17 protein-coding genes and 1 pseudogene are annotated in these 25,476 nt (G+C 65.0%); 14 read left to right on the forward strand and 4 right to left on the reverse strand.

Features of this window, described 5'->3' with window-relative positions:
• Positions 1-79: 79 nt before the first annotated feature.
• From GVN67_RS06630 to GVN67_RS30535, 3 genes are all read right to left on the reverse strand, one after another.
• Positions 80-712: a hypothetical protein gene (locus GVN67_RS06630; RefSeq protein ID WP_159994044.1), complete on the reverse strand. Its 633-nt coding sequence runs from the start codon at positions 710-712 to the stop codon at positions 80-82.
• A 346-nt stretch (positions 713-1,058) separates the two neighbouring features.
• Positions 1,059-1,307: a hypothetical protein gene (locus tag GVN67_RS06635; protein WP_159994046.1), complete on the reverse strand. Its 249-nt coding sequence runs from the start codon at positions 1,305-1,307 to the stop codon at positions 1,059-1,061.
• Positions 1,294-1,626 carry a DUF6634 family protein gene (locus tag GVN67_RS30535; protein WP_368667225.1) on the reverse strand — a complete coding sequence of 111 codons (333 nt, stop codon included), beginning with the start codon at positions 1,624-1,626 and terminating at the stop codon, positions 1,294-1,296. The genes GVN67_RS06635 and GVN67_RS30535 overlap by 14 nt, the downstream gene beginning before the upstream one ends.
• A 950-nt stretch (positions 1,627-2,576) precedes the next feature.
• Between GVN67_RS30535 and GVN67_RS06640 the strand changes: the two genes are divergently transcribed.
• The 14 genes and pseudogenes from GVN67_RS06640 to GVN67_RS06700 all read left to right on the forward strand — a co-directional run bounded on the left by GVN67_RS06640 (position 2,577) and on the right by GVN67_RS06700 (position 20,896).
• Positions 2,577-3,599: a nucleotidyl transferase AbiEii/AbiGii toxin family protein gene (locus GVN67_RS06640; RefSeq protein ID WP_159994048.1), complete on the forward strand. Its 1,023-nt coding sequence runs from the start codon at positions 2,577-2,579 to the stop codon at positions 3,597-3,599.
• A 346-nt stretch (positions 3,600-3,945) separates the two neighbouring features.
• Positions 3,946-4,740, forward strand: a complete 795-nt coding sequence (locus tag GVN67_RS06645; RefSeq protein WP_159994050.1) for a hypothetical protein — start codon at positions 3,946-3,948, stop codon at positions 4,738-4,740.
• A 274-nt stretch (positions 4,741-5,014) separates the two neighbouring features.
• A complete protein-coding gene (locus tag GVN67_RS06650; protein ID WP_159994052.1) occupies positions 5,015-5,539 on the forward strand; it encodes a hypothetical protein in 525 nt (174 codons plus the stop codon).
• On the forward strand, positions 5,539-7,668 hold the full coding sequence (locus GVN67_RS06655) for a DDE-type integrase/transposase/recombinase (protein WP_159994054.1): 2,130 nt from the start codon (positions 5,539-5,541) through the stop codon (positions 7,666-7,668). Before GVN67_RS06650 ends, GVN67_RS06655 begins: the two co-directional genes overlap by 1 nt.
• On the forward strand, positions 7,668-8,642 hold the full coding sequence (locus GVN67_RS06660) for a TniB family NTP-binding protein (RefSeq protein WP_159994056.1): 975 nt from the start codon (positions 7,668-7,670) through the stop codon (positions 8,640-8,642). The genes GVN67_RS06655 and GVN67_RS06660 overlap by 1 nt, the downstream gene beginning before the upstream one ends.
• Positions 8,639-9,043 (forward strand): annotated as a pseudogene (locus GVN67_RS30540) (TniQ family protein); the annotation flags it as partial. The gene GVN67_RS06660 and the pseudogene GVN67_RS30540, both read left to right, overlap by 4 nt.
• A gap of 210 nt (positions 9,044-9,253) precedes the next feature.
• Positions 9,254-10,909, forward strand: coding sequence for a hypothetical protein (locus GVN67_RS06665; protein WP_235035010.1), 1,656 nt, complete (start codon positions 9,254-9,256; stop codon positions 10,907-10,909).
• A 1,694-nt stretch (positions 10,910-12,603) separates the two neighbouring features.
• Positions 12,604-14,109, forward strand: a complete 1,506-nt coding sequence (locus GVN67_RS06670) for a DASS family sodium-coupled anion symporter (RefSeq protein WP_159994060.1) — start codon at positions 12,604-12,606, stop codon at positions 14,107-14,109.
• Between the two features lie 30 nt (positions 14,110-14,139).
• Positions 14,140-14,820 (forward strand): 2Fe-2S iron-sulfur cluster-binding protein, encoded by a 681-nt coding sequence (locus GVN67_RS06675; RefSeq protein WP_159994062.1) that lies wholly within the window; start codon positions 14,140-14,142, stop codon positions 14,818-14,820.
• A complete protein-coding gene (locus GVN67_RS06680; RefSeq protein ID WP_159994064.1) occupies positions 14,817-16,430 on the forward strand; it encodes an FAD-binding protein in 1,614 nt (537 codons plus the stop codon). The genes GVN67_RS06675 and GVN67_RS06680 overlap by 4 nt, the downstream gene beginning before the upstream one ends.
• Positions 16,427-17,692, forward strand: coding sequence for an NADH-ubiquinone oxidoreductase-F iron-sulfur binding region domain-containing protein (locus GVN67_RS06685; protein WP_159994066.1), 1,266 nt, complete (start codon positions 16,427-16,429; stop codon positions 17,690-17,692). Before GVN67_RS06680 ends, GVN67_RS06685 begins: the two co-directional genes overlap by 4 nt.
• 1,273 nt (positions 17,693-18,965) lie before the next feature.
• Positions 18,966-19,967 (forward strand): GSCFA domain-containing protein, encoded by a 1,002-nt coding sequence (locus tag GVN67_RS06690; protein ID WP_159994068.1) that lies wholly within the window; start codon positions 18,966-18,968, stop codon positions 19,965-19,967.
• On the forward strand, positions 19,964-20,440 hold the full coding sequence (locus GVN67_RS06695) for a WcbI family polysaccharide biosynthesis putative acetyltransferase (protein WP_159994070.1): 477 nt from the start codon (positions 19,964-19,966) through the stop codon (positions 20,438-20,440). Before GVN67_RS06690 ends, GVN67_RS06695 begins: the two co-directional genes overlap by 4 nt.
• Positions 20,441-20,500: 60 nt before the next feature.
• Positions 20,501-20,896: a hypothetical protein gene (locus GVN67_RS06700; RefSeq protein ID WP_159994072.1), complete on the forward strand. Its 396-nt coding sequence runs from the start codon at positions 20,501-20,503 to the stop codon at positions 20,894-20,896.
• 849 nt (positions 20,897-21,745) lie between these two features.
• Here GVN67_RS06700 and GVN67_RS06705 read toward each other — a convergent pair.
• Positions 21,746-25,084 (reverse strand): PAS domain S-box protein, encoded by a 3,339-nt coding sequence (locus GVN67_RS06705; RefSeq protein ID WP_159994074.1) that lies wholly within the window; start codon positions 25,082-25,084, stop codon positions 21,746-21,748.
• Between the last annotated feature and the right edge of the window lie 392 nt (positions 25,085-25,476).

Consider the following 25,476-nt stretch of genomic DNA (forward strand, 5'->3'; position numbering starts at 1 on the left):
GTTCTCCTTCGCGCCCGAGGGGCGCGTTGCGGAAGGCGTGGAATGGGTTGGATGCGGCCGAGCGTGCCCGGCCGGAACTTCAGGTCACGTCGGGGGAGTTGGCCGCTGCCAGCCGCTTCCCATCACGGCGGGACATGGCGGAAGCCAGCACGACGAGGTCAAGGATGCTGATGCCGTCGAGCGGCTCGAAGCTCCGCTCGACGGTGAGCTCAGGGTCGACGAGTTCGAGCTGGATGTTCTGCTCGGCCCAACGCAGCCAGTGCTCATCGGCCACCGCGTCCGGATGCCAGTTCCCCGCCAGGACCGTGTGCCAGTCGGTGGTCACCTGCAGCGCGCCGCCGCGCCTCAGCAGCGAGACGGGCTTGTAGTAGGCAGGTGCCCCGCCTTCGCTGCGGATGAGCCGAACCCAGACGCTGCCGTCGTCGTAGGCGCCGCCCAGGAAGCCGCGGCGGGTGCCGGTGCTGTCGGTGTACTCGACCCAGGCGCTGCCGAACGGCTTCAACCCGGCCACGACGGACAGCAGGACGTGCTTGGGCGCCGTCTGCAGGCCTTCCACGGCGAGTGCGGCCTCCGGCTTCAGGGAGACCCAGGTCACGACCCCATGCTGGAGGCTGCGGTCGACGTCGCCCAGCAGTCCAGGCTCGTTTGCCCGCGCGAGCACCTGAGCGGCCAGCGGGAAGGATTCTTCGGGAAAGTGGGAAGTGAAGCGCATTGTGCGTCCCCTCGCTACACGGGCGAATGCTCCGTGCGAGGTGCGCGCCTCGTTCCGCCAGCATGACCAGCCTGCGACGGCTGCTGCCTGCCAACTATGGAACGAGTAGGCCCTCTCGCACGACCAACACAGACGATGAGCACCCGAGTTGGGTGCCGGTCGTCAGGATGATATCGAGAGGGACTGCTTCAGCTTCATGGCGGCGCGGGTTATGACGACCTGAAGGGCCGTTGTCGATCGTCATTTGTGTGAGGACCGCAATTTTCTGCGGCTGACGTCGCAGAGCGGGGTGACGCGGCACCTCCCGCATGCCGGTTCGGGATGCCTGATGTGGCTGCTCTTCGGCTCATCCCGGATCCAGCCACGACAACACCTCGAGGAGCGGGCGCGGCATCTGGAGCATGCGCCCACCGGGCAGCAGGAGCACAGTTCCGGTGTCGGTCTCGCAGGCCGCCATGACGGCTGTTACGGAAAGCGCCTGCCAACTTCCGTCGACATCGCGTACGATGACGAACCGCCCATATCGCTGGCCTTCTGCGATCGCTGTGGCGCCAACGTCACCCAGCGGGCCCTCGAACCGCTCATTGCCCGACATAACGGTGGGCATCCCCAAGGACGTAAAGCCTCGAGAGCGTCCTGGCCCAGCCTGCCTCGAGGTCGATGGCCCAGACCTCGGTGGTGCGGACAGTGGTGTTGCCAAGCCGGGGGTGCCCTGACGTGAATCCTTCGAGGGACATCATAGGACGTACCGCCCAGGTCCACCGGGCGATTACCGGGGCGGCAACAAGATCGCTTGGACAGGGGAACTGGCCGACCGCCATCTGCCGCAAGTCGGCGGCGAGACACTCGAGGCGCCCGGCCTCGAAGATGAGGCTCGGACCGACATCCATGCCTCCACGATGAAGCTCAATCATCTCGGTCAGTTCCCTTGCGCTTCGTAGATGCTGCCGCCGTAGCGAGCTTGGTCAGGGGTCCCGCTGCCACCCTTCGGACGCGGCCCAGACCACCGGCTGCGCCATCGACCTGCCTCAACTCGCGGCGCGGTTGAGGCATGGACGTGTTCCTGGGAGTGAGTATCGGCCGCCGCGCCAGCGCGCCAAAATCATTCTTCTTCTGCAAACATCTGCGCTTTTGCACACCGTCGAATTTCTCGCGGCGGCAGGCGAGATCACGCACGTTGAGTGCAGGCGACACCCTCGCTCCCTCGTCGTCGGAATAGACGAAAGCTCTATATAAATGACTCGACTCTAGAGCTTTTGTCTGGAGACCCTTGCCTCGCCAGATTGCCGGATCGAGAGGGAGGGGCTAGTGCTGGAGTGTGACGACGACGTTTTAGGGGTGGCTGGTAGGCGGCCGCTGGTTCCACCGGGCTTCGGGCCGGAGGAGCCGAACCGTGCTGCGGTCACCGGCCGCCTGACGGAGCTTCGGCTGGCGGACACATGCCGCCGGGCGCCCAGGGCGGTGTTGTGCCTGACCACAGCCGCTTACACCTGCGGCCTGCTCCGGGAACCGCCTCCGGTGGCATGGATTGCGCTGCCCCAGGGCGCCAACGCCGTCAGGGTCTTCGAAGGCGATCACCGCTGGATCCGATGGAGCTACCCCGGCGCGTTCACCGTGGGCATCACGGAGGATGAGTTGCTGGGAGCGAGGGTGCGTTGGACGACCCCGGCCCGAACAATCGTCGACCTGGTCCGTTATGGCCGTCACCTCCGGAGCCTTGGGCCAGCCGTGGAAGCGGCGCGCCGGTACGCGGAGATGGGCGGAGACCTCGACGTGCTTTCGACAGTGGCGGCCGGTGTGGGTGCGCCAGCGGCCGTCATGGAGAGCATCGCCATTATGGTGATGCTGCTCAGGTGCTAGGCCCGTGCTGGTCCGCAGACATCGGATCGGCGGGTTGGAGCGAGCCCAGCCTGCGCAAGCGAGGAGCCTCCGCACGCTCGGATCAATCCTGGAAGGCCTAGCGCTATCGGCCCCGCGGGATGCCTTCGCCCTCAGAGGGGCTTGGTGCTTCCAGTTCTGGTTCAACCAGGTGCCGCGCCAGACGTCGGGCATCGACTTGGCCGCCCTGGCCCCTGCCGCAGAGGCGGCCACCATGGCCAGGCTAGCCCTGCTGGGGATGAGGAGCCCCGACATCGATGTGGGTGAAGCGGGGGTGCGCGTTGCCGGTGATGGCTGGACGGCGCGGACCTTGGCGGACGTACGAGTGCGGTGTGGTGAAAGGTGGGCACCGGTCCGTGTCACCATCGCGCACAATGTCGGCGATGCGAGGCACGTCGAGTGGCTACGGACGCCTTTCCTTGGCGCAGCGGAGCATGCGGTTCCTTGCATGACGAAGGAATGGCTCGTCGCCGAGAAGGCTGCCCTGCTCGTGACCTACGGCGCCGACCATACCCGCGTGCAGGACATTCTCGACCTGTGGGTCATCCAGAGGGGCGCCCACTTCGACGCGCCGATGCTGGCCGCAACCATCCAGACCGTGTTCCGGGGCCGAGACGCCGAAAGGATGCTGGTCAGGCGGGACAGCTACTGGGAGGGCGCGTTGGACACCCGGCGACTGGGTCGGCGGGAACTGGTGGCCTGGGAGCAGCTGGCCGCTACCGCCGCCGATCCCTCCCGCCTGCCCTCACTTCCGGACGCCGTTCGCCAGGTCTCCGATTTCCTGCGTCCGATGCTGGCCCAGCTACGAGCGGGGAGCCTTCCGACGGGCCGCTGGTCGCACGTGTCCGGCTGGACTCCGGCGGTTGGCGATTGCCTGGCGGCGGGCCCGATCCAGCCATCTTTGCCCAACTTGGCGTCCACCAAGCTGACGCGCCACCAAGGCTTCGTCTTCGGATGCGGCGCAAGAAGAACGTCGAACGCTCATTCCAATCAGGGACAGGCAGCGTGATGCGCGATCACCAAAATAAGAGCGCAGGCGTAACCGATTGCCTCTTTCCAGAACCGCGATCGCATGAGAGAAGCCCGCCGATGACGCAAACGGCCGACACCTCCGTCGAGACCGCGCCGGGCACGGGCCCGGCGACCCACGCGTCGTCCCTCCTCCTCCGTCCGATATCGAGCAACTGACACCGAGCCGCGTGCGCGGCTTGATGTCCGTCCGCTCGTTCTAGGTCGCTTCCACGGGAGCTGGGCATGCTCGTCGCATCGCGGCAGAGCGCACGCCCGCATTCCGGGTCCTCGACCTAGTCATCTGATGGCAGCGCTTGCCCGTCCGCGGGCGACGAGGAGGACGCATGTTCGAACATGTCGGCGACTGCACGGGCCAGACCAAGGCCAATCGCGTCGCCAGGACCCTTGACCTGTCGGGCGGCCGCACGTCGGCCGCCGAGGCGAAGTCGATGGTGCGGCAGGCCATCGCGATGGAAGGCTTTGCTCGCCGCACCGCCAGCGTTTCGCACCGGGCCATCGTCAACCAGTTCCCCAGCAACAAGATGAAGCGCTGTTTCGCGGCTGATTCGAAGGCAGAGGCGTGGGCACTGCTGCTGGCTGATGTGCTTGAACGGGTCCGAGCGTTCCGTCCGCAGGCGGTGGCAATCCAGTTCGGCCACGATGGGCGCAGGTGCACCGCATACCCGGATGTAGCCGTCGAGACCACGCAGGGCGACGTCGAGTTCTGGGAGTGCAAGGGCGACCGGAAACTGGGGACTGAAGCCGCCGCTCGCCTGGAATCCTTGAGCCAGAGCCTCGCGGAAGTCGGCATCACCTACCGCATCGTTCGACCGGACTGGAGCCGACGGGAGCCCAGAGCATCGAACGCAAACCGAATCTGGCGCCTCGCCGACTACCGGCTGGTCCCGGAACAGGTGGACGCCGCACTCGATGCCTTGCGCAGCGGCGTCAGCACGCTGGGCGGCCTGGGTCAAGCGACCGGCGCCCCTCGCCCTCACCTGCTCGCAATAGTGGCTCAAGGGGTGTTCGCCCTGAACATCGCCTCGTCCCCCATCGGAGACCACTCAACGGTGCGGAACATTCACCAGCACGGCACCTCAGGTGGCTGCGGCGCCTCGGAAGGACAGGATTTCCAATGAGCAACCAAACCACTCGGCACGCGCGAATACCCGGACCCCCGGGTGGTTCGTCCGCCTCGCTTCGAGCCTTCAGAGACACCGCGCCTGCCGAAAGGTCACGCGAATGCCGCATCCTAACACCCCCGCGAGCGCGGGGGCCACCGAGCCGCACGAGGCTCACCCCGCTTTCATCCGCCGGTGCGCCCACAGGAGCTCGGCGGCGCGGGCGCCGAGCGAGAAGCTCGGTCGCACCGTTGCTTGGACTACGAGGGCGCAGGGCTTCCTTGTCAACCTGATGGAGGTGACGCACAGCGTCGTCGACTTCCAGCCCTGGGCTTTCCCCGTGACCCTCAGGGTCGGCTGGGGCGAACCCTTTGAGTACTGGCCTGCCCTCGGCTTTACCGGTGAGAGCGGGCGCAGGGTTGCCGTCGACGTCTTCTATGAAAAAGATCGAGACGACCGCGAATCTGTGAGGTTCGAGCGCCTCCTTGAGGAGGCTCTGGCGGCGCAAGGCTTCTACCTCACCGCGATGAGCGAAGAGGCCCTCGCCAGCGCACCCAAGACTGCCGTTGCCCGAATGATGGTCCGATTCGCCGGTGTGGCGACGACGAGTGCTTGCGTCGCGCGGCTGCGCGAGGTGCTGGCCGCGCACGGTGGCCGCGCGACCCTCGGTCAGTTGCGCGGGTCGGCGGCAGACGGCGGCGAACTGGTCGCTGCGGCGTGCGTCCTCGGCATGCGGCGGCGGCTGCGGCTCGACGTCAGCAAGGATGGGCTGGACGCCTCCTCGATCAGCCTGCTGCCTAAGGGGGGCAACGTCTGATGCCGTCCTTCGCCATCATTCCCGGCCAGAAGTTCCTTCTATCGGGCCAGGTCATCACCTTCCGCAAGAGGGCACGCGACCTCGGTCAGACCTACGTCTTCGAGGACGACAACGGCGTCCCGTGTACGCTTGCGCACGAGGACTTCGTCAGATCCCGCGCGGACAACCGCTTGCGGGACTGGAGCGCACCCTCCGTGGCGTCACGGGGGAACGGCGAGGTGGTCCAGCGCGCGCGCGTAACCTTTGAGAGCGCCTGCGAGCGCGACAAGTTCATGGCGGAGCGGGCGAACGAGTACATCCTCGAGTGGGCGAAGGACCGATCGGTGCCGCGCACGCACGAGAGCCTCGAGCCCCTGTGCAAGCGGGTCCACGAGCGTCGGAAGGCACGGGCGGATGCGGAGCGGAGGTGGGAGCCGAAGGCGATGTCGGGCAGCCGCCTGGTTCAGCTGATTCGCAAGTGGCGCTACGGTGGCGAGAAGATCGACACTGTCGTCCCGCAGGTCGAGCACCGCGGCAACTACGAGCATCGCCTTAGCTGGACCGTCCGGGACGTCATGTGGCAGGCCACGGACGAATTCTACCTGGTCCTCAACGGCACCAAGGTTGCTGGCCTGCACCGGGAGATCTGTAAGCTCATCAAGGCTTTGAACAAGGGTAGGGCACCCGATCTCCGTATTCAGCCGCCTAGTTACGACGCTGTGCTGCGCCACGAACGCACCATCTGCGCTTTCACGCGCGCCTACTGCCGCCAAGGTGCGCAGGCGGCACGCGAGCAATTCAGGCTCGTGCAGGGCGACTGGCTGACCACCCACGCCAACGAGGTGTGGGAAATCGACGACACCCGCGCCGACATCATCTGCCTCAGCGAGGACGGCAAGACCGTCATCGGGCGCCCGTGGCTGACCCTGGTCATCGACCGGCACACCCGCATGATCATGTCCTTCGTGTTGTCCTTCTCGCCTCCGGACAGCGAGACCGCCCTGGAGGCGGTGCGGCTGGCGATGCTCCCCAAGGACTGTTTCCCCGGAGCGCGGGACCGGCTGGAGGACGCCTGGGAGGGGCACGGCCGGGGGGAGACGATCCACGTTGACCAAGGCAAGCAGTACAATTCCAAGGCGTTCAAGGCTGGCGTGGCGCGGCTGGGCATGAGGCACGAGACCATGCCGCTACTCAAGGCATGGATAAAGGGCACGGTGGAGCGCGCCATCGGCACCGCCACCCGCGAGGTCTTCCACACGACACCGGGCACCACCTACTCGAATGTCCTAGAGCGTCAGGATGGCGATGCGGCACCGGAGCTCCTTGCGGTGGCGACGGTGGACGACGTCAGGGAGAAGCTCCTCCACTGGCTGGTGAACGACTACCTAGGGCGCATGCACCGGGGCATCGATAATACGCCGCGGCGCCTTTGGAAGCGGAGCATCGAATCCTTCGAACAGCGGCCACCCCTGACGCGGGAGGACATCGAGGTCGCCACTTCCTTCTCGGTTGGCCGCATGGTCAGGAAGGGCGGCATTCAGGTTGACAAGTTGCGGTACCTCACCGCCGACGGCCTGATGATGGAGATGCTGGCGAAGTCGAAGGGCGACCGCGAGGTGCTGGTCCGTCGAGACCCGTCAGACCTGACCACCATCAAGTTCCTCGACTCCCGCGTCACGGACGCCGCCCGCGAGGTCTGGCACACGGCCACGCTGTGCAAGGAGCACGTGCCGCGGGTGAAGGGGCGGACCCTGGAGGAGTACCAGCTCGCCAGGAGCATGCGGGACTTCAACCCTGACAGGTTCGGCGACGACGACACCCATTGGGATGCCGCGTACGAAGCTGCCGCCGCAGAACTGCGCCGTAGGGCCGACAGCAAGCTCGCCCGCGACCGGGTGGGGGCGGAGGCGGCGCGGCAGCGCATCCTGCGTCAGGCCAGGGAGACCGCGGAACGCGACTGGCGCATGGCGAACCCGCAGCAGCATCCCGACCCGCAGGAGCAGCTCAACGCGGCCCTCAGCCGGGTCGCCGAGCCGACCAACCCAACTGGGGATGCCACGCAGCCGCAGCCGCCGGTGGAGCAGGACATGGATGAACTTCGGCGGATGCACGGGCTTGGCGCCCGCCGCCGCAACGAGGAGAGCGAGTGATGCGCGACTTCCTGGACATCAGCGACCTTCCTGAGGATTCCCTGAGCCGCGTGTTCGTGGACACGCTCGAGACCAAGGCCATGTTCGTGGCCTTGGACCACCTCATGGCGAACCCCTGCACGGCGAGCAACGGCTGCGGGGTCGCGGTCCTCGGTCCGGCCCGTTGCGGCAAGACCTTGCTGGTCAAGGAGTACCTGCGCCGCTGCCTGCGCTCCGACGTCAGTGACCGCGGCGACGCGCCGGTGGAACGCCGCCCGCTGAAGTACCTCTACGTCCAACTACTGCCGGGCACCCGCCTGAACACGATCCCCAGCCACACGCTCAGGGCACTCGGCCACCCGGCGCCCTCTGCTGGCAAGCACGACACCACCCAGACCGACGATGTCATCTCCATGATCGTGGACGGCGGCTACGAGATGGTGATCTTCGACGAGGTGCACCACCTGACGAGCTCGATGACGCGGTCGGTGCGCGAGAACGGCTCCCATTGGCTGACGCACATCCTCGACCAGACGAGGTGCCCGATGGTGCTCATCGGCTATAGTCGGTTCGCCAACATCCTCAGGGAGAATCCCTTCCTAGGCGGCCGTCTGGTCCCCGCTACCCCCCTAGAGGCTTACCGGATGAGTGACCGGGTGAGCTTCGCCACCTTCTGCATCATCCTTGAGGACCTCGAAGGCGGGCTAAAGATGGGCGCGCCGTCCAAGCTGCACGCCGCCGATACCGCTGCCCGCCTGCTCATTTCCTGCGGTGGCCGGGTGGGCCTGCTGGTAAACCTGCTGACCGAAGCAAGGCAGCTGGCCCGCGACAGGAGGTACTCGTGCCTCACCACGGAGGTGCTGGCGGAGGCGGTGGAGAGCAAGCGGCTGAGCTGGTCGAGCCTGAAGTTCAATCCGTTCAAGGTCGAAGATTTGGCGGCTTCGGTCGAGAAGTATGGCGAGTCCTTTGCCCTGGCAGAGGACGGCCCGCGGTGAGCCCCCGCCCCTATTCTCTGCCTAACCCATGCACGCCCTTGGAAGACGAGTCCTTGGCGTCACTCATCACCAGAAACGCTGGACGCTACAGCTTCACCGATCCAATGCTAGTCGTTCGGCGCCTTGGCTTTGACAGGCAGCTCTTGCCAGCAGTCGCCGGTGAGCGTCCGCCCGCTGCGACAGCGGAAGGCCTCGCCGCCTTGTTGGGGGTGAATTGCGCGACCCTAGAGACCATGGCGTCGTGGGGCACGTCGCCCAACACGGCGATGGTAGGGGGTCACCAGGTCCGTCCTCGGCAGCTCGGCCTAAGCCTTCGTAGGGGGTGCCCGCGTTGCCTGAGCATCTCTGCCCACCATCGCTCGTTCTGGGACATTTTGGCTGTGCAGCACTGCCCCGTGCACGGGCTTCCCCTCCAGACCAGATGTGGGGGTTGCAAGCGCCTCGTCAGGTGGAAAGGGAAGCGACTGGATCGCTGCGGCAACGTGGGCTGCCACCACGACCTCTCCGCATGGTCAGGCGAGGCCAGCCTGCCAGTCCCTGCGTACATCACCGGCCTCGATACGCTCTACCGCGGGGGCCCAACGGCGACGCTACCCGGCTGCGAGCTCGGCATGGGGCGTGCAGCGGAAGTCGCCCTTGCCATCGGGGGCTTCGCGATCGGCATTTCAAAAATGGGTCGCCACGACTCCTTCCTGCGATCGCAGGGTGCGTTGGCCCATGAAGCCATGGCCAAGGGCTGGGCGGCTCTCGGGGATTGGCCCCACGGCCTGCATTGTACGCTGGACGCGATCCGCGAGGACGCGGGTGGACGAGGGTGGCGCTTCGGTATGCGGCGCGAGTTCGGCGGCCTCCACCGGTGGCTCTATGACGTGAGAGCCGAGCCTTGGGCGACAGCCTTCAACGACGCCTTCTCCGGCTACCTCGCTAGTCAGCCCGACCTGAGGGAAACTCCTGCGGCGCTCCGGCGTGCCAATTCGGCCAGTGCGCTCCGAGATCGCCATATGACTGCTACCGACGCCGCCGAGTACCTTGGCGTTGCACCGCAGAAGATGGCCGAACTCGCTGAACGCGAGAACCTGCATCTGGTGCCGCCTTCCGATGCCGTGTCTCCCCTGCTCTTCCGGGCGGACCTCGTGCACGCGCTTGGACAGAGGAAGCAGAGCACCCTGATGAAGCATGAGGCCGAGGCGATCCTCGGTGTAGGCAGCTCCACCCTGCGGCAGCTGCTCGAGGACGGGGTGCTGACCTCTCTGCCGCCAGACGAGCGCGTCACTCATCAGCGCCTCCTCCTGCGGCACGAGGTAGAAGAGTTGGTCCGCCGGGCTCTGGATGCGGTCGCGCCAGTCGGGCAAGGTGCCCGGCTGGTCTCTTTTGCAGGTGCCATGGCCGGGCGCCGCAACGCATCGACCCTCATCCAGGCCATCCTCTCCGGCCAGGTTGTCCCTCGGGGCACTGCTCCCAAGCGGAAGGGCATCAACGCCCTTTTACTCGACAGCGGCGAGGTGGAGGCTGCCCTGACACCGCCGCGGGCTACCATGACGCTCTTGGAGGCGGCGCAGCGCCTGGGTGCGGACCTTGAAAGCGTCAGGGCGTGGGCCTCGGAAGGTTTCCTCGCAACCACCACCTCAACCTCACCTTTCGAACGTGGGACGAGGGTTACCGACGACGCGCTCACATCGTTTTCGGCGGAGCACATCACCAGCTCGGAGGCAGGGAGGCAGGCCGGGACATCGGGGCGCTGGGCGGCGGAACGGCTGGAGTTCCAGGGCCACCTTCCCCTCCCGTCGGCTTCGCTCAGCAAGCTCTATCGCCGGGGAGACATCACCTCTGCTGTGCTGGACAGTTTGCGCGACCGAAAGTCGGCAGGTCGTGCCGCCTCCGCTGCGTTCAGCTTCGCCCGCGCGGTAGCCGACGCCGTGGCCTCGGAACTAGGTGTCGAACTGCAGCGATCAAGCAACGGCTTTGCCGATGCCGAGCGCGGAATCTACTTGCAGGTGCTGGCAGGGAGACGCGAGCGCTACCGTTCCAAGTATGCCTTCCGCTTCAGCGGCCGCGCCCGCGCGCAGCTTGAGGGCGCCTCGAGGGGGATGCTCGCCCTGGCGTTGGTTGAGGACCGTTCCTTCATCCTGCTTCCGTGGTCGGCAGCCAAGGAAGTCGTGCCCAACAGCGGCAGGTACCTGGACAGCATCTACTTCGCTGCCGACGCTCGTGGCGTTGTCGAAGATGAGCAGATCGCCACCGCGCAGCGCTGGCTACCACCCAGGTGACCACGTCGATGTCGACTTTCAGGCAGGCCAAACGTTTAGCTTCAGGAACCCCCCTCAAGCTCTCACAGGTGCCCAGCTTTCGGGCGTAAACCATCAACGGCAAGTCACGTACTGGATAACGGTGGCTTAGCCTTTGAGCCTAAGAGGACATGTGGTCCAGGGACGCCGAGACACTCCCCAACCATGGTGTAGCGCCACAGAAGGCTATGGATCGGAACCTGCAAGTCGGTGAAGCTTGGGAGAGCGGGCCGAACTCTATGTCAGCTCGCATCCCGCAACCCTGCCCGGCGCCGCCGCTCACGCCAGAGCTGCCACGAAAAACAGACAAAGCCGATGACGCCCCCTGCTGTTGCAGTTGCGCCAGCGACCCATATACCCAGCACAACCCCCGCATGTGCCACCGTAGCACCCGGATCCACTATGCCGTCCAGCCAGCCCGTGGGGATTGGCTCGGCGCCGAACGCCAGGATAGCGGCGGCTGGCGCGGCCACGGCTGCCATTTTCAGGGTGTAGGTTGCCAAACCCATCGTCCGCTTTCCTCGGCTTCGAAACGTCTCGAGACCATACGAGGTTCATCCGCACCTGCCAGGATTCACGCGGCTGGCGGCCGCATTGGGGCTGATCACCTTGCACGACGACGCGAACACCCGCTGTCGCGGCGGGTCTGGCGACGAAAAGAAGCCTTGGATCTCCTGCGCCAAGCGGACCGAGATCGCCGAAAGCCTCGACAGCCTGGGGCAGTGCTACGGAAGGCAGGGAAAAATCGGGGCTGACATCCGGTGGCATCGTTGCGGAGCAGGGTCCATCCGCATCGGCGCGCCATCCTGAAGGCGCTAAGTCGGTTGGTCACCCCAGCATCGTCGTATGAGGCGGCAGCGCGTGGACGGCATTCGGCCTAAAGCGGCGGCGGTCCACCGCGTCCGCAAGCTGCGAGGCGTTTGGGGACAGGACGGCAGCCACACCGTCTCCGCGGTCTGCCGCTGCTCAGGAACGCCATCACGGGATCACACACCTCACGCATCTTGGTGGAGCAGATCGGGATCGGCTTCTCACCAAGCAGTCCTTTCGCCGAGGCCAGGGCCGCATCGGCTACATTCTCGCCGCGCCCGATGACTCCGTGCGGCCCCCTAAGGACGGCCGTGAAAGCGGAGCGCGGGGCAACTGAGCTTGGTCATGGGAAGCAGCTGCCCGAGATGAGGTTTGAAGGGTTCGCGACGGCGGGGAGCCGGTCGCCAGCTGGGCGAGGAGCCGCAATCTCGGGAAGATCTGCTGCAGGCCCAGTGCCACCCCGGCGCCCGTCTAGGCATGCCAGCATTAACTGCATGCATCTGGATTTATATAAGCGGGAGACGATCCAGCTCTAGGGATGAGAGGCCCTTCGCCGCGACAGTGCATCCGCATCCTGGTCAATACGCCTGTCAATCGATGTAGCCCATCTTGGCTACGGCGATGGCCTTTAGAGGCCGCACGACCGAATGGACATTCAAAAACTTTCATCACGGTTGCCTGCCAGCCAATCCTGTTGCAAAGCTACGCCGCCCTGCCAACTGGCTTCCAGATCGCGGGCGGTGTCGGGCCGATTTAGATGTCACGCGCATCCTCATCGCGCCTCCCGGAACACCACCGGGAAAGGATCAACAGGATTGGGCGCCCGCAAAAGGAAGGCTCGATCCACACGATGGTAGGGCCCCGCGATGCTTGAGCGTCTTCGAGCGATGTTTGCGTACTTCAATGATGCCGTGCCTTTTCGCCTCAAGCCCGCCATCATCACGACCTTCTTTCTGTTCGCGCTCCTGTTGACCCCGGTTCCTGACGGGCTGACGCCGAAGGCGTGGGGCCTCGTCGCCATATTCCTAACCACTATCCTCGCCATCATCCTGAAGGTCATGCCCATCGGCGTGATGGCGATGATGGCGATCGTCATCGTCTCGCTGTCACAGGTGACGAACACCACATCGCGCGGCGCGATGGCGGATGCACTCGGCAGCCTGTCCAATCCGCTCATCTGGCTCATCGTCATCGCCATCATCATCTCGCGCGGATTGAAGAAGACGGGCCTGGGCAACCGGATCGGCCTGGTCTTCATCGCCATGTTGGGCCGACGCACCATCGGAATCGGCTATGGGCTGGCGGTGTGCGAGCTCCTGCTGGCGCCGTTCACGCCGAGCAACACCGCACGCGGCGGCGGCATCGTGCACCCCATCATGAAATCGATCGCCTCGACCTTTGGCTCGGACCCTGCCGACGGTACGGAGCGGAAGATGGGCACCTACCTCTCCTTGGTGAACATCCATGCCAACACGATCACATCGGGCATGTTCATCACCGCCACGGCACCCAATCCACTGGTAGTCGATTACATCGCGCGGGTGACGAAGGGGAACTTCCACCTCTCATGGACGGACTGGGCGCTCTACATGTTCGTTCCGGCGATCACCTGCTTATTGGCGATGCCACTGGTCATCGCCTTCCTGTCACCGCCCGAGGTGAAGGCCACGCCGGATGCTGTCAGCTATGCGCGCGGTGAGTTGGCGAGGATGGGACCCTTGTCGGGCAAGGAGAAGGTGATGATCGGCACCTTCGGCCTGCTGCTCGTGCTTTGGGCCAATGTCCCCGCCATGGTCCTGGGCCCAGCCTTCACGCTGGACCCAACTGCGGTGGCTCTGGTCGGTCTCTTCGCCCTGATCATCACCGGCACGCTCGACTGGGATGACGTTCTCTCCGAGAAGAGTGCCTGGGATACCCTGATTTGGTTCGGCGCCCTGGTGATGATGGCAGAGCAGTTGAACAAGGTCGGCGTGATTGCCTGGTTGTCGGCCGGGCTGCAGAGCGGGATCGCCGCCGCCGGGCTGGGCTGGGAGCTTGCGGCGGCCCTGCTGGTGCTGCTGTTTGTCTTCTCTCACTACATGTTCGCGAGCACGACGGCCCATATCAGTGCCATGATGCTGGCCTTCCTCACCGTCGGCGTGCAGCTTGTGCCCGCGGACTACGTGGTGTTGTTCCTGATGATGATGGCCGCGGGGTCGACGATCATGATGACGCTGACCCATTATGCGACCGGCACATCGCCGATCATCTTCGGCAGCGGATATGTGTCGCTCGGGGAGTGGTGGAAGGTCGGCTTTGTGATGTGCGTGCTGGAGCTGCTCGTCTTCAGCCTGCTTGGCGGGCTGTGGTGGAAGATCCTGGGGCTCTGGTAGTTCGAGGCATTGCCAGCAGGGGGGGCCGTCATGACCGAGCCGGGATCCGAAGCGCCGTCCGAGGTCGCCTTCACTTTTGATGGCCAGCCCATTCGCGCCCGCGCTGGCGCGACCCTGCTGCAGGCCTGGTCCGCCGCTGGGCTGCCCCTGACAGAAAATGTCGGCTGCATGGGCCAGGGCGTCTGCGGCGCCTGCCGCGTCCTGGTGCGCCGCCCAGGGGAACGGCTGGCGGGCACCGCTCTCGCCTGCGAAATGCAGGCCGAGGACGGAATGCAGGTCTCCTTCGTGGATCACTTCCCCGCTCGCAGGTCGCATACCTACGATCTCCATGCTCTGACCGATAGCTGGACTGCGCTCGAGCAGATCGACCGGGTCTTCCCGGAGGCGCGGCATTGCCGCCACTGCGGCGGCTGCGATCATGCCTGCCCCAAGGGCATCGAGGTGCAGCGAATGGTGAACCTGGCCGCCGAAGGCCAAGCCTTCGCAGCCGCCGCCCTGTTTGACCACTGCGTGCTGTGCAACCTCTGCGTGGCGGCCTGTCCGGAGCACATCGATCCCGCGCATCTCGGGCAGTTCGTGCGCCGCATGTCCGCCTCGCTGACACTGCGTCCTGCAGATCTGATTTCTCGGCTGCGGGAGATCGAGAATGGCGGCCAGCCCATCGATCTGGATGCTCCGGGCGCTAATCCGGGCGGGGCGTCGCAGCCATGACGGTGCCCTTCCACGCGGCGCTCTCCGCCTGGCGCCGCACGACGCCAGCCTCTTCGGTAGCAGGGACCTTGCCGACGCCGGAGCTGCTGGACCGCTTCCATCCGGACAGACAGCCAGGGGCGATGGTGCCGCTCACGCTGGGCCGCAGCATGGGCCAGCCCTGCCGCGCCGAGCTGGCTGCGCTGCTGCAGTCCAATGCCCTGGTGGAGGATGTGGACATCGCCGGAGCACCGGTGCTGGACGCCGATGTGCTGGTCATTGGTGGCGGCGGCGCGGGCTGCGTCGCTGCGTTGACGGCGGCCCGGGCGGGGGCTCGCGTCCTGCTGGCCACGAAGCTGCGTCTGGGCGACAGCAATACCGTGATGGCGGAAGGCGGCATCCAGGCTGCCGTGGGCGCCGAGGACAGCCTGCAGCGGCACTTCGAGGATACGCTGCGCGCCGGGCATTTCGTGGCCGTTAAATCCCTCGTCGCCGCCCTGGTATCGGATGGCCCGGCCGCAATCCGCTGGCTCATCCAGGAAGGCATGAGCTTCGACCTCGCGCCCGGCAGTGACCGGATGGGCGGCCAACTGCTGCGCCGCAAACCCGGCGGGGCCACTGCGGCACGCCTCCTCTCCTATCGCGACTTCACCGGCCTGGAGATGATGCGCGCCCTGCGGGAGGCGACCCTGCTGCAGCCTGGCATCACGCTGCTCGACCGGCATCCGGCGCTCGAGCTGCTGACCGATGACCGCGGCCGTTGCGCCGGGGCTGTGCTGCACGATCTGGCACAGGGCCGCCCTGTTCTCGCCCGGGCGGGCGCCACGGTGCTGGCCACTGGCGGCGCGGGCCGCCTCCATGCCGCGGGCTTCCCGACCTCTAACCACTACGGCGCCACGGCCGATGGCCTCGTGCTTGCCTATCGTGCGGGTGCCTCGCTGCGGGACATGGACAGTCTACAGTATCACCCCACCGGAATTGCCTGGCCACCGCATATGACCGGGGCACTGGTCAGTGAGGCGGCACGCTCCTCCGGCGCCTTCCTGGTCAATGGCTTGGGCGAGCGCTTCGTAGACGAGCTCTCGACGCGCGATGTTGTGGCCGCCGCCATCCTGCGCGAGGTCGCCGAGGGGCGCGGCGTCGGGCGTGACGGCGTCGAGGGCGTCTTCCTGGACACGCCGAGCCTGGAGGCGCGCGAGCCCGGCATTCTGGCAAAGCGGCTTGTGACGCTGACGCATCTTGCCCACCGTGCCGGGTTCGACGCGGCGCAGGAGCCGTTCCTGGTCTGCCCGACCTTGCATTACCAGAATGGCGGCGTAGCGATCGACGCGGCCGGTCGGACAGAGGTTCGGGGGCTTCTCTGCGCAGGGGAAGTGACGGGCGGACTGCATGGGCGCAACCGGATGATGGGCAATGCGCTGCTGGAGCTGGTGGTGTTCGGGCGCCGGAGCGGCCATGCCGCGGCCGAGGATGCCCGAGGCGAAAGGCCACGGAACATTGGCCTGAACCATTTGGCCGACTGGCGGCGCGCGCTGATCGCGCAGGGACTCTCCCTGGCGCGGAAGACGCCCATCCTGTTTCCGCCCTATGGCAATTTCGATGCGACCACGGATAGGAGCCGCGCGGCATGAGCAGGCCTCTGACCAAGCAGGAGGTCCAGGTCGGCGCGGACCTCCAGGCCTGGATGGCGGTGGGGGGCGGCACGGTCCTGCGCCGCGGGCTGGAAAGCCCGGCCCGGATCATCCCCGCGCTCGAAGCCTCGGGCCTGCGCGGCCTGGGTGGCGCTGGGTTTCCGACACACCGCAAGTGGTCCGCCGTCGCCCAGCAGCCCGGCCGGGGGAAATGGGTAATCTGCAATGGCAACGAGGACGAGCCAGGGACCTTCAAGGATCGCTTCCTGCTGTCGCGCACACCGCATCAGGTCATCGAGGGCGCCCTACTGGCGGCCCTGGCCGTTGGCGCCGCTAATGTCGCGCTCTACGTGAACCCGCGTGAGACGGCTTCCGTCGCCATGATGAAGGCGGCGGTGAAGGCATGGGAAGGCCACGACCTGCTGCATCGACTCTCCAACGTGGTGGGCGAGCAGCTGCGCCTTACTGTCAGCGAAGGCTCCGGCCTCTACATTGGGGGCGAGGAGACTGCTGCGATCGCCAGCGTCATGGGCAGGTTCCCCTTCCCGTCGCTGAAGCCGCCTCTGCCGGTGGAACACGGCGTCGACGGCGCCCCCACTCTCGTGAACAATGTGGAGACACTGGCCCAGGCCGGGCTCGTTCTGCGGATCGGGCCGGAAGCCTATCGCGCGCTTGGCCGTGATGAAGCCTCGGGCACCAAGCTCTACTCGCTCTCCGGCGACGTGCTGCGACCCGGCCTTCACGAGCTGCCCATGGGCATCACGCTGCGCGAGCTGGTCTTCGAGCATGGTGGCGGTATGTTGGCCAATCAGCCATTCAAGGCGGTCTTCACCGGCGGGCCTTCCAACACGCTGCTGACGGAGGCCGATATCGACGTGAAGCTGGACTTTGACAGCCTACGCGCGCGCGGCTCTCGCCTGGGCACCGGCGCGATGATCGTTGTCGGCGAGGGAACCAGCATCCTGCGCAAGACGGCCGAGTATGTTGCCTTCTTCGCCGCGAATTCCTGCGGCCAGTGCCCGTCCTGCAAGGTTGGCACGCATCAGGTCTCGCGCATCTTAGAGCGAATTGAAGCCGGGACCGGCCGTTCCGGTGACCTCGAGGCACTGGGCCATCTGACGCAACTGCTGCCCGGCAGCGGACGCTGCGGTCTCGTCGACGGCGCGGCTACGGTGCTCGCCTCATCGCTCCGAAGTTTCCCAGAGGAGTATGCTCGAGCGCTCGAGCAGCAGCCGCTGCGGTTCAGCCATCCGGGTGGTTAGGTCCGCCCAGGGCGCCGCGGCGGTCACCACAAAGTGCCACCAGCCTTACTTCTGTCCGTAGCTCAGCTGGATCCTCCCTCACCTCAGATCTGCAGGCGGCCCCAATACGCGTCCAACGGCGCCGCGCCGAGTTCTCGGCAGCCGGGCTGAACCCGTTGGGCCGCGAGCCGGGCGTGGACGAGTTGCGCGGGCTGGCTGGGAGAGTGGCCTGCCAGACCGGTGGCGCGTGATGGCCCGGAACTCCCGCCCACCGTCCGACTGTGGAACGCCTCCTCTAAGCGTAAGGCGTGCGCACGATCCAAGAGATGGAACCACCATCACGCTCGCCAGGTGTCAAAAAAGCAGGTGTCGGCCTGCGCCTTCAATAGCGGGAAGCTAAAGATTGCCCGTCCCTCCCACCACCTTGCTGGTGGCCTTGGCGGTTAAGGCGGTGGGGTGCTTCCGGCCGTATTCGCGGCCTAAGAGCGAGACTAGCGAACTGCGCCTTCCCAGCGACACGCTGGATCATCGTGCATGCGTGGAGTTCAACGGCTGCCGATCGGCCGTCGGAGCGGAACGAGATACCAACGCTGAGACCATGTCGACCAAAACGCGCGGATCAAAGGGCCACAGGAGAACAGCATGATTGCGCAGGAGCGGGTCAGTGCCGTCCTGCACCGCAAGACTGAGCACTAGGCACGGTATACCACGTTGCTCGAGGCCCTCAGCCAAGCGATCGGAACGCCTGCCGCGGACAACGCTGTTGAAGAGGGCTGCATGGAGGTCCATGGACTGGGCTACCTCGAGAGCCTGCTCCACGGTGGGAACAGGCCCGACTACTGAAGCACCAACTTCCTCCAGGATATCCGCGGTGTGGCTGGCAAGGAAGAAACTGTCCTCGACCACCAGGATGCGTCGACGGAAGAGATGCCTGTAAATCAAAACCATGACGCGAACCCTCCCTTCATCACCTGCTGGAACCGATCATGCCGAGTCCGTGATAATGGTAGCTCTAATGGACCCTGCGATGCAATATGTTTCGAATTGGAAACTAGAGCGCGGCCCGGCTTACGTGCGCCGGAGAATCACGTTGAGGTGGAGATGTACCAGGCGTAACGCCCGCGTTGCACTATTCCCCAGGACCACTATTCTGAGTTGTGATGGAGACGAGCGATGAAAAGCCCGTATATGAACCTGCCTGATCAAGCTTTCTGGTCGCGGAATTCCCCGCGATAGCGCTGGGTCGGTAGCGTCTCTCGTCCGGACCGATTTTGCCATAGCTCCGACGGATGCTGTGGCAACGGCTGGAAGCTGCTTTGCTCAGCATATCGCTCGCTATTTGGACCAGAGTGGTTTCTCGTATCTATGCGCCGAGAGGAGCACGGGTCTCGCAGATCCATTCGGCTACGACCTATTTTCCGCTCGGTATGGCAACATCTATACTTGCCGCCAACTGCTGCAAACATTCGACCGCGCTTATGGCCTGTTCAACCCTGTCGATGATGTCTGGCGCCGACAGGACGGCAGATACATTGACGCCTTTCGCCCACGCATCGCAGAGGACGGGTTTGCCGGTCCAGCCGCGGTCAGAAAGCGCCGCGAGCCACACTTGGCGGCGGTTCGGAGGGTCTTCGAAGAATGCCGTGTTTTCGTCTTCACACTCGGATTGACGGAGGCCTGGACCAGTAAACTTGATGGCGCGGTTTACCCGCTTGCACCGGGCGTCGTCGGGGCGGGTCGCGACGATGACGCGTACGATTTCGTCAACTTCAATGCTTCCCAAGTGTCAGACGACCTCTCCAGCTTCAGCGATAAGCTCCGTCATGTGAATCCGACTTCAAAGGTGATTCTCACGGTTTCCCCTGTTCCGCTCATCGCGACCTACTCTGGCCAACATGTCCTCGTTGCCAATACCTACAGCAAGTCTGTCCTGAGGGTGGCGGCGGAAGAGGCGGCCAATACGCATTCTGACGTGACCTATTTCCCATCCTTCGAGATCATCACTGGGCAACAGGCGCGCGGGCGCTACTACGCCGAGGATCTCAGGTCGGTTACAGCCGAGGGTGTTGAAGCCGTCATGGCCGTGTTCGAGCACCACATGATGAACAGGCCGGGGCGGCTCGGCTTAGCATCCGCGGCCTCGATAGCCGCGGCACCCCAAGGTAGGCTGCACGGCAGGCCAAGCGCTTCTGACGATGCAGCAGAGAAGACCGTAGCGGACGAACAAGCCGAAGCCTCCTTCATCGTCTGCGATGAAGAAGAGATTGAGAGAAGCGCGTCGAGTGCACATAGATGAGAATCTTAATCGTCGGGAACTGCCAAACCTCTGCCTTCCGAGATGCCACGCAGATCTGGCTTCCTGAAGCGGAGGTCGTGCACTATTCCTCGGCTGCGTCTTCAACCGCAGTGCAGGCCGAGGCCATTGCGACATCGATATCCAGCTTTGATGTGGCACTGATCCATCCCATCCAGGAAGCTAAATTCGGGCCGCTTCAAAAGAGCGCCCTGTTGAAAGCGGCGCACCGGAACCCCCATCTGATGCCCAGTCTGGCGTTTGCCGGGTTCCAGCCCGACTTCGTTTACATCAACAAGCCTGCGGGCAACACAGGTGTGGGCCCGCTTGGCGTATGCTCATCTGCCTTGGCTGCTGCTGCCTTTTGCGAAGGCATCTCAGCGGATCGAACGGTCCGGCTCTTCAACAGCTACGTCTATTCTCGCCTGGGGTACTTCGCCGAATTCGGAAGTGCCACGAGAGCGCTGGTTAAGTAGTTATGCGGTTTTGGCCTCGACGGCGAAGGCATTCTCGAGGGATGGCGCGGGCGCGCCTTCATGCACACGCCGATTCATCCGAAAGCATATGCAATCTCCGACGTTTGCCATGCAGTCCTGCGCAAGCTCGACCTGATAGATGATGTGTCGCCCGAACTCGGTAAGCGAGTTAATATCAGGGGCTGCCTGCTTTTCCGCCGCTCCTTGCCTACTACAGAAGGCAATCCTTTGAAGGTTTACAACCTCGCCGACTTTATCGAAGCCTCCTTCACTCACTTCGCGACGTTTCCTGCTGAGCTGCAGCAAATATCCAAGTCGAAACCCAAGATCTCGCGCGCCATCCAGTTTATCCATGACCAGGTCCACAAGGACTTCAATGATGCGGGCATCCACCGGCCTAAGCCCATGCTCGCGAAAACCTTCGCCCGGCCACGGACTCAATGGCCATCCCGGTGAACGCGGGGCTTCGGACCACTCCATCAACGAAGGCGGGGACGACCTGTTCCTGGCCAGGCGAGTCCCAACGACAGCCCCTGGCGCAGTGGGGTCACTGAAGTCCATCCGGTGCACCGTCCTATCGGGAGCAGATAACCTTTCCAAGAGGTGTCGTTCCCTAAGCCCGCCTTGGCTGCGAGCAATACGAATCGTCTTCCAACCGCTATGGTGGCTTCATGCCTTTCCCGTCCCGATCCGATCATCCGACAGAACTCCTGAACGCTGCGGAACGCGACCTGATCCGCCGTGAGTTGTCTGTGCGTTTCGGGTGTCCACCAGCCCTGGCCGATGGCATCGCCCTCCGGGTATGGCGAGCCGGACCGCTGGCCGGGCAACCGAAGGTTCCCGCCGCGATGAAGAGCATGGTCGAGCGCGAGCTTTTGGAGGTGAGCGCTGCTTCATCGCACATGGTTCGCGCCTACTTCACCGAAGCCGGGCTAAACGCGCTTCGTTGGCTGGCAACCCAACGTAGGGGCTTGGACCCGATGCAATTCGCGCATGTGCGCCGAGAGCTTGGAATGGGATTACTCGGAGCCGCGCGATAGTGGCGACACAGCGTCGTCTCCTCGGCGGCGGACATCCGGCGCGGGGCAGCCTGACTTCCGCACACCGGCGCTGACGGTCGCGGCGACCGTTTTCGGCGCCAAGCTATCGGCCTGGCAGCGGCCCCTCCGCCATTCGCGCGGAGCAGGGGCGGCCAAGGCCGCCCTCGCCCGCCCCTCGTTTGCGTCCAGCGGCTGCACGCCTCTCCGGGGAGTGCAGCCGCTGGACGCGGTCGCTCAGGCTCCGGAGATACCGTATCCGTCAGAATCAAGCTCCGGCGATCAGATCTCTAATCCGGCTGGCTAGGCTTTCCAGACTGAAGGGCTTCGTCAGTACGTGCATGCCCGGCGCCAGGTGCCCGTCGCCGACGACGGCATTCTCCGCATAGCCAGTGATGAATAGCACCTTCAGATCGGGACGAACTACCCGGGCAGCATCCGCCATTTGGCGTCCGTTCATCCCGCCGGGCAGCCCGACATCGCTGACAAGGAGATCGATGCGGGCGTCGGACTGCAGGAGCTTGAGACCCGTGGCTCCGTCAGAAGCTTCGAGCGCGGCGTAGCCGAGGTCCTCCAGCACCTCGGTCACCAGCATGCGCACGGTGGGTTCGTCATCCACCACCAGCACGGTCTCGCCGACCTCTGCGCGGGGCGCCTGAGTCAGCTCCGGGGCCGCCTCCGGTGTCTCGGCCAAGCCGAGGTGTCGGGGCAGGTACATGCAGACCATGGTGCCCTTGCCGACTTCCGAATAGATGCGGGTCTGCCCGCCCGATTGCCGCGTAAAGCCGTAGATCATCGACAGGCCGAGACCCGTTCCCTGGCCCAGTGGCTTGGTGGTGAAGAAGGGGTCGAAGGCCTTCGCGATGACCTCCGGGGTCATGCCCGTGCCCGTGTCGGAGACGCACAACGAGATGTACTGGCCAGGTGGGATGTCGCGTAGACGACCAGAACGGCCGTCGAGCCAGCGGTTCGCTGTCTCGATCGTCAGCCGCCCGCCGTCCGGCATGGCGTCGCGCGCGTTGATGCACAGGTTCAGGAGCGCGTTTTCCAGCTGGTTCGGGTCGACGATCGTTGGCCACAGCCCCACGGCTCCCACCACCTCGACGCTGATGCCGGGACCCATGGAGCGGCGGATGAGCTCCTCAATCCCGCCGATCAGCCGGTTCGCATCGGTCGGCCGCGGATCCAGTGTTTGACGGCGAGAGAAGGCGAGCAGCCGGTGGGTCAGCGCGGAAGCCCGTCCGGCGGCACCCTGGGCGGCCGCGATGTAGCGGTCCAACTCCTTGAGGCGACCCTGGGCGATGCGCGTGCCCAGCAGCTCCAGATTGCCTGTCACACCGGTCAACAGGTTGTTGAAGTCGTGGGCGATCCCGCCGGTCAGCTGACCCACCGCCTCCATTTTCTGGGACTGCCGCAGCTGCTCCTCGGCATGCATCAGCTCGGCCGTCCGCTCGGTGACACGTTGCTCCAGCGTTTCCGTCAGCGCGCGGAGCTCCAGGATCGCCCGGTCGCGTTCCGCCTCGATGGCGCGCCGCTCCTCCACGTCGATCAGCACGCCAGGAAAGCTCTGGGGCGTCCCGTCCGGCGCGTGCTCAACCCGGCCGTTCGCCTCAATCCAGTAGTAGTTCCCATCGGCACGCCGAACCCGGTACTGGTGCGCGTAAGCCCCCCCCCGGGCAACCACCTCTTTGATGGCAGCAGCCAGTCCGGCCTTGTCATCCGGATGGACCGTCGCGACCACCTGCTCGAGGCTGAGCCCCACCCGTCCGAGTGCGGGATCCAGGCCGAAGGTGCGTGCGAAGCCCTCGTCGACCGTGAAACAGTCGGTAGGCATATCCCACAGCCAGGTGCCGATGATGGCGCCAGCAGTCAGCGCGAGCTGGACGCGCTCGCCATGCAGCTTCAGTGCGGCCTCGGTTTCCCTGGCCTCGCTCACGTCGCGTGTCGTGCCAGCGACCGCTTCGACTTCTCCGGCCTCACCGATGACAGGCACCAGGATGTACTCGTAGATGCGAAGGCCAAAGGCGCCGTCGAATGGCACCTCGCCGCGCACCGGCTGCTTGGTGGCGATGACCTGCTCGATCTCGCGGTCGTGCATGGCGGCATGCCAGTCGGGATAGCCGAGTTCCAGGCAATTCCGGCCAACGGCCTCGTCCCACGTCCTGTTCCACATCTGGAGCAGGACCTTGTTGGCATAGATGAAGCGGTGATCAAGGCCCCAGACGTAGACCAAATCCGGTGTGTTAGTCAGAATGGCCTCATAGAGACGGCGCTGGCGGTCCGCCTCATGATGACTCCTGGCGAGCGCGGCCTCTGCCTGCTTGCGCTCGCTGATGTCGAGCATGGCGCCGATCATGCGCACCGCTCGTCCATCCACTCCCCGAATGATGGATCCGCGGTCCAGCACTTCGGCGTAGGTGCCGTCGGCGCGGCGGAAGCGGTACTCGCCACTCCAGTCCGTTCGGGTGCCCTCGATGTCCGCATGGATGTTGAGGTGGATGCGGTCACGGTCCTCGGGATGGATCTGGGCAATCCACCAGTCGCCGGTTGGCTCGACCTGGTCGGGCGGCCACCCGTAAGCTTCCTGCAGCGCCTCGTTCCAGAGGACGCTGTTGTCCTTGAAGCTCCAGTCCCAGATTGCGTCCCGGGTAGCCTGCTGCGCGAGGCGGAGACGCTCGTTCATCACCTCCAGCGCCCGACCTGCAAGGTGCTGTTCAGTCTGATCCCGCAGCACCTTGAGGTAGCCAATATGGACACCTGCCTCGTCGTGCAGGGGCATCATCTCGCCCGAAGCCCAGAAACGGGACCCGTCCCTGCGCGAGTGCCAGCGTTCGTCCGCCGCCCGGCCTGCACGGCCAGCCTGGTCCATCTCGGCTTCCACAACGCCGGAGATGCGGTCCTCCGGCGTGAAGAACAGGTTCGCCGGACGGCCAAGCATCTCGGCTTCAGTCCAACCCAGGATGTTCACAGCGCCTGCATTCCAGCCAATAACTTGACCGCACAAATCGATGCTGATGATGGCGAAGTCGGAAGCGCTGTCCAAGACTTGCTGCCGATGGGCCTCGGAGCGGGCCTGGTCGACCCGGAGGCGTGCCTTCCGAGCGAGGCTCCGGCGGAGATTGAGCTGCCCCATGGCTTGCTGGGCGAGGGTCCGCAGCATGAAGTTTTGCCGGTCGGTCAGTCCTCTCGGTCGCGGCTTGCTGTCGAGCACGCAAAACGTCCCGAGCGGCAGGCCCTCCGGCGACCTTAGAAGCTCGGCGGCGTAGAACCGCATTCCCGGTCCAGTGGCGACCAGCGGGTTACCCTTGAAGCGCGGGTCTTCCATCAAGTCGGGAACAACCAGTTCGTCGGGTTGCAGCAGGAGCTTGGCACCGAGGGCGTTGCCGAGTGGCAGTTCCCGCACGCCCAGGCCAATCTCGGCCTTGAACCACTGGCGTTCCCTGGCGACCAGGTTAACCACGGCGACCGGCGCCTCCAGGAGATCCGCGGTCAAACGGACGAGGTTGTCGAACTCATCCTCTCGTGAGGTGTCGAGGATGGCGTACTCGTCCAGAGCCGCCAGCCGATCGGCCTCATTCCACTCAAGCCCTCGCTTCACGTTATCCATCGTGGTCAAGATCCTAGAAGCGCTGCACGACAAGAAAGGACACGCCGTGCAGCTGCCTGCGGGCCTTCGTCCGGGTCTGCAGGTACACGCCTGCGCCAGCATCCGCACCCGTCAGACCACCATACCTGTGGACGGGTTGCGGCGCAGCTCTCCGCTTTCCTTTGGAGAGAGTGTTACGTGGCTGAAGGGCACGGACTCGCATTCGGTAGGAAATACCATGGTAGCCAACCTGACGAAATTCCCTACCCATGCCTCCTCCTTGAAGGACGTCATGGCCGCTAAGGAGCCGTACCTCAGGCTTGGTGTACTGCAGCGCGACAGGCCCTACATGACCAGTGCCTTTCGTAAAACGAATGTGTGGCGTGAAAGACACAGACGGTGTTAGACGTTGG

Origin of the sequence: Roseomonas sp. 18066, from assembly GCF_902706185.1 — a bacterium.
Lineage (GTDB): Bacteria > Pseudomonadota > Alphaproteobacteria > Acetobacterales > Acetobacteraceae > Pseudoroseomonas.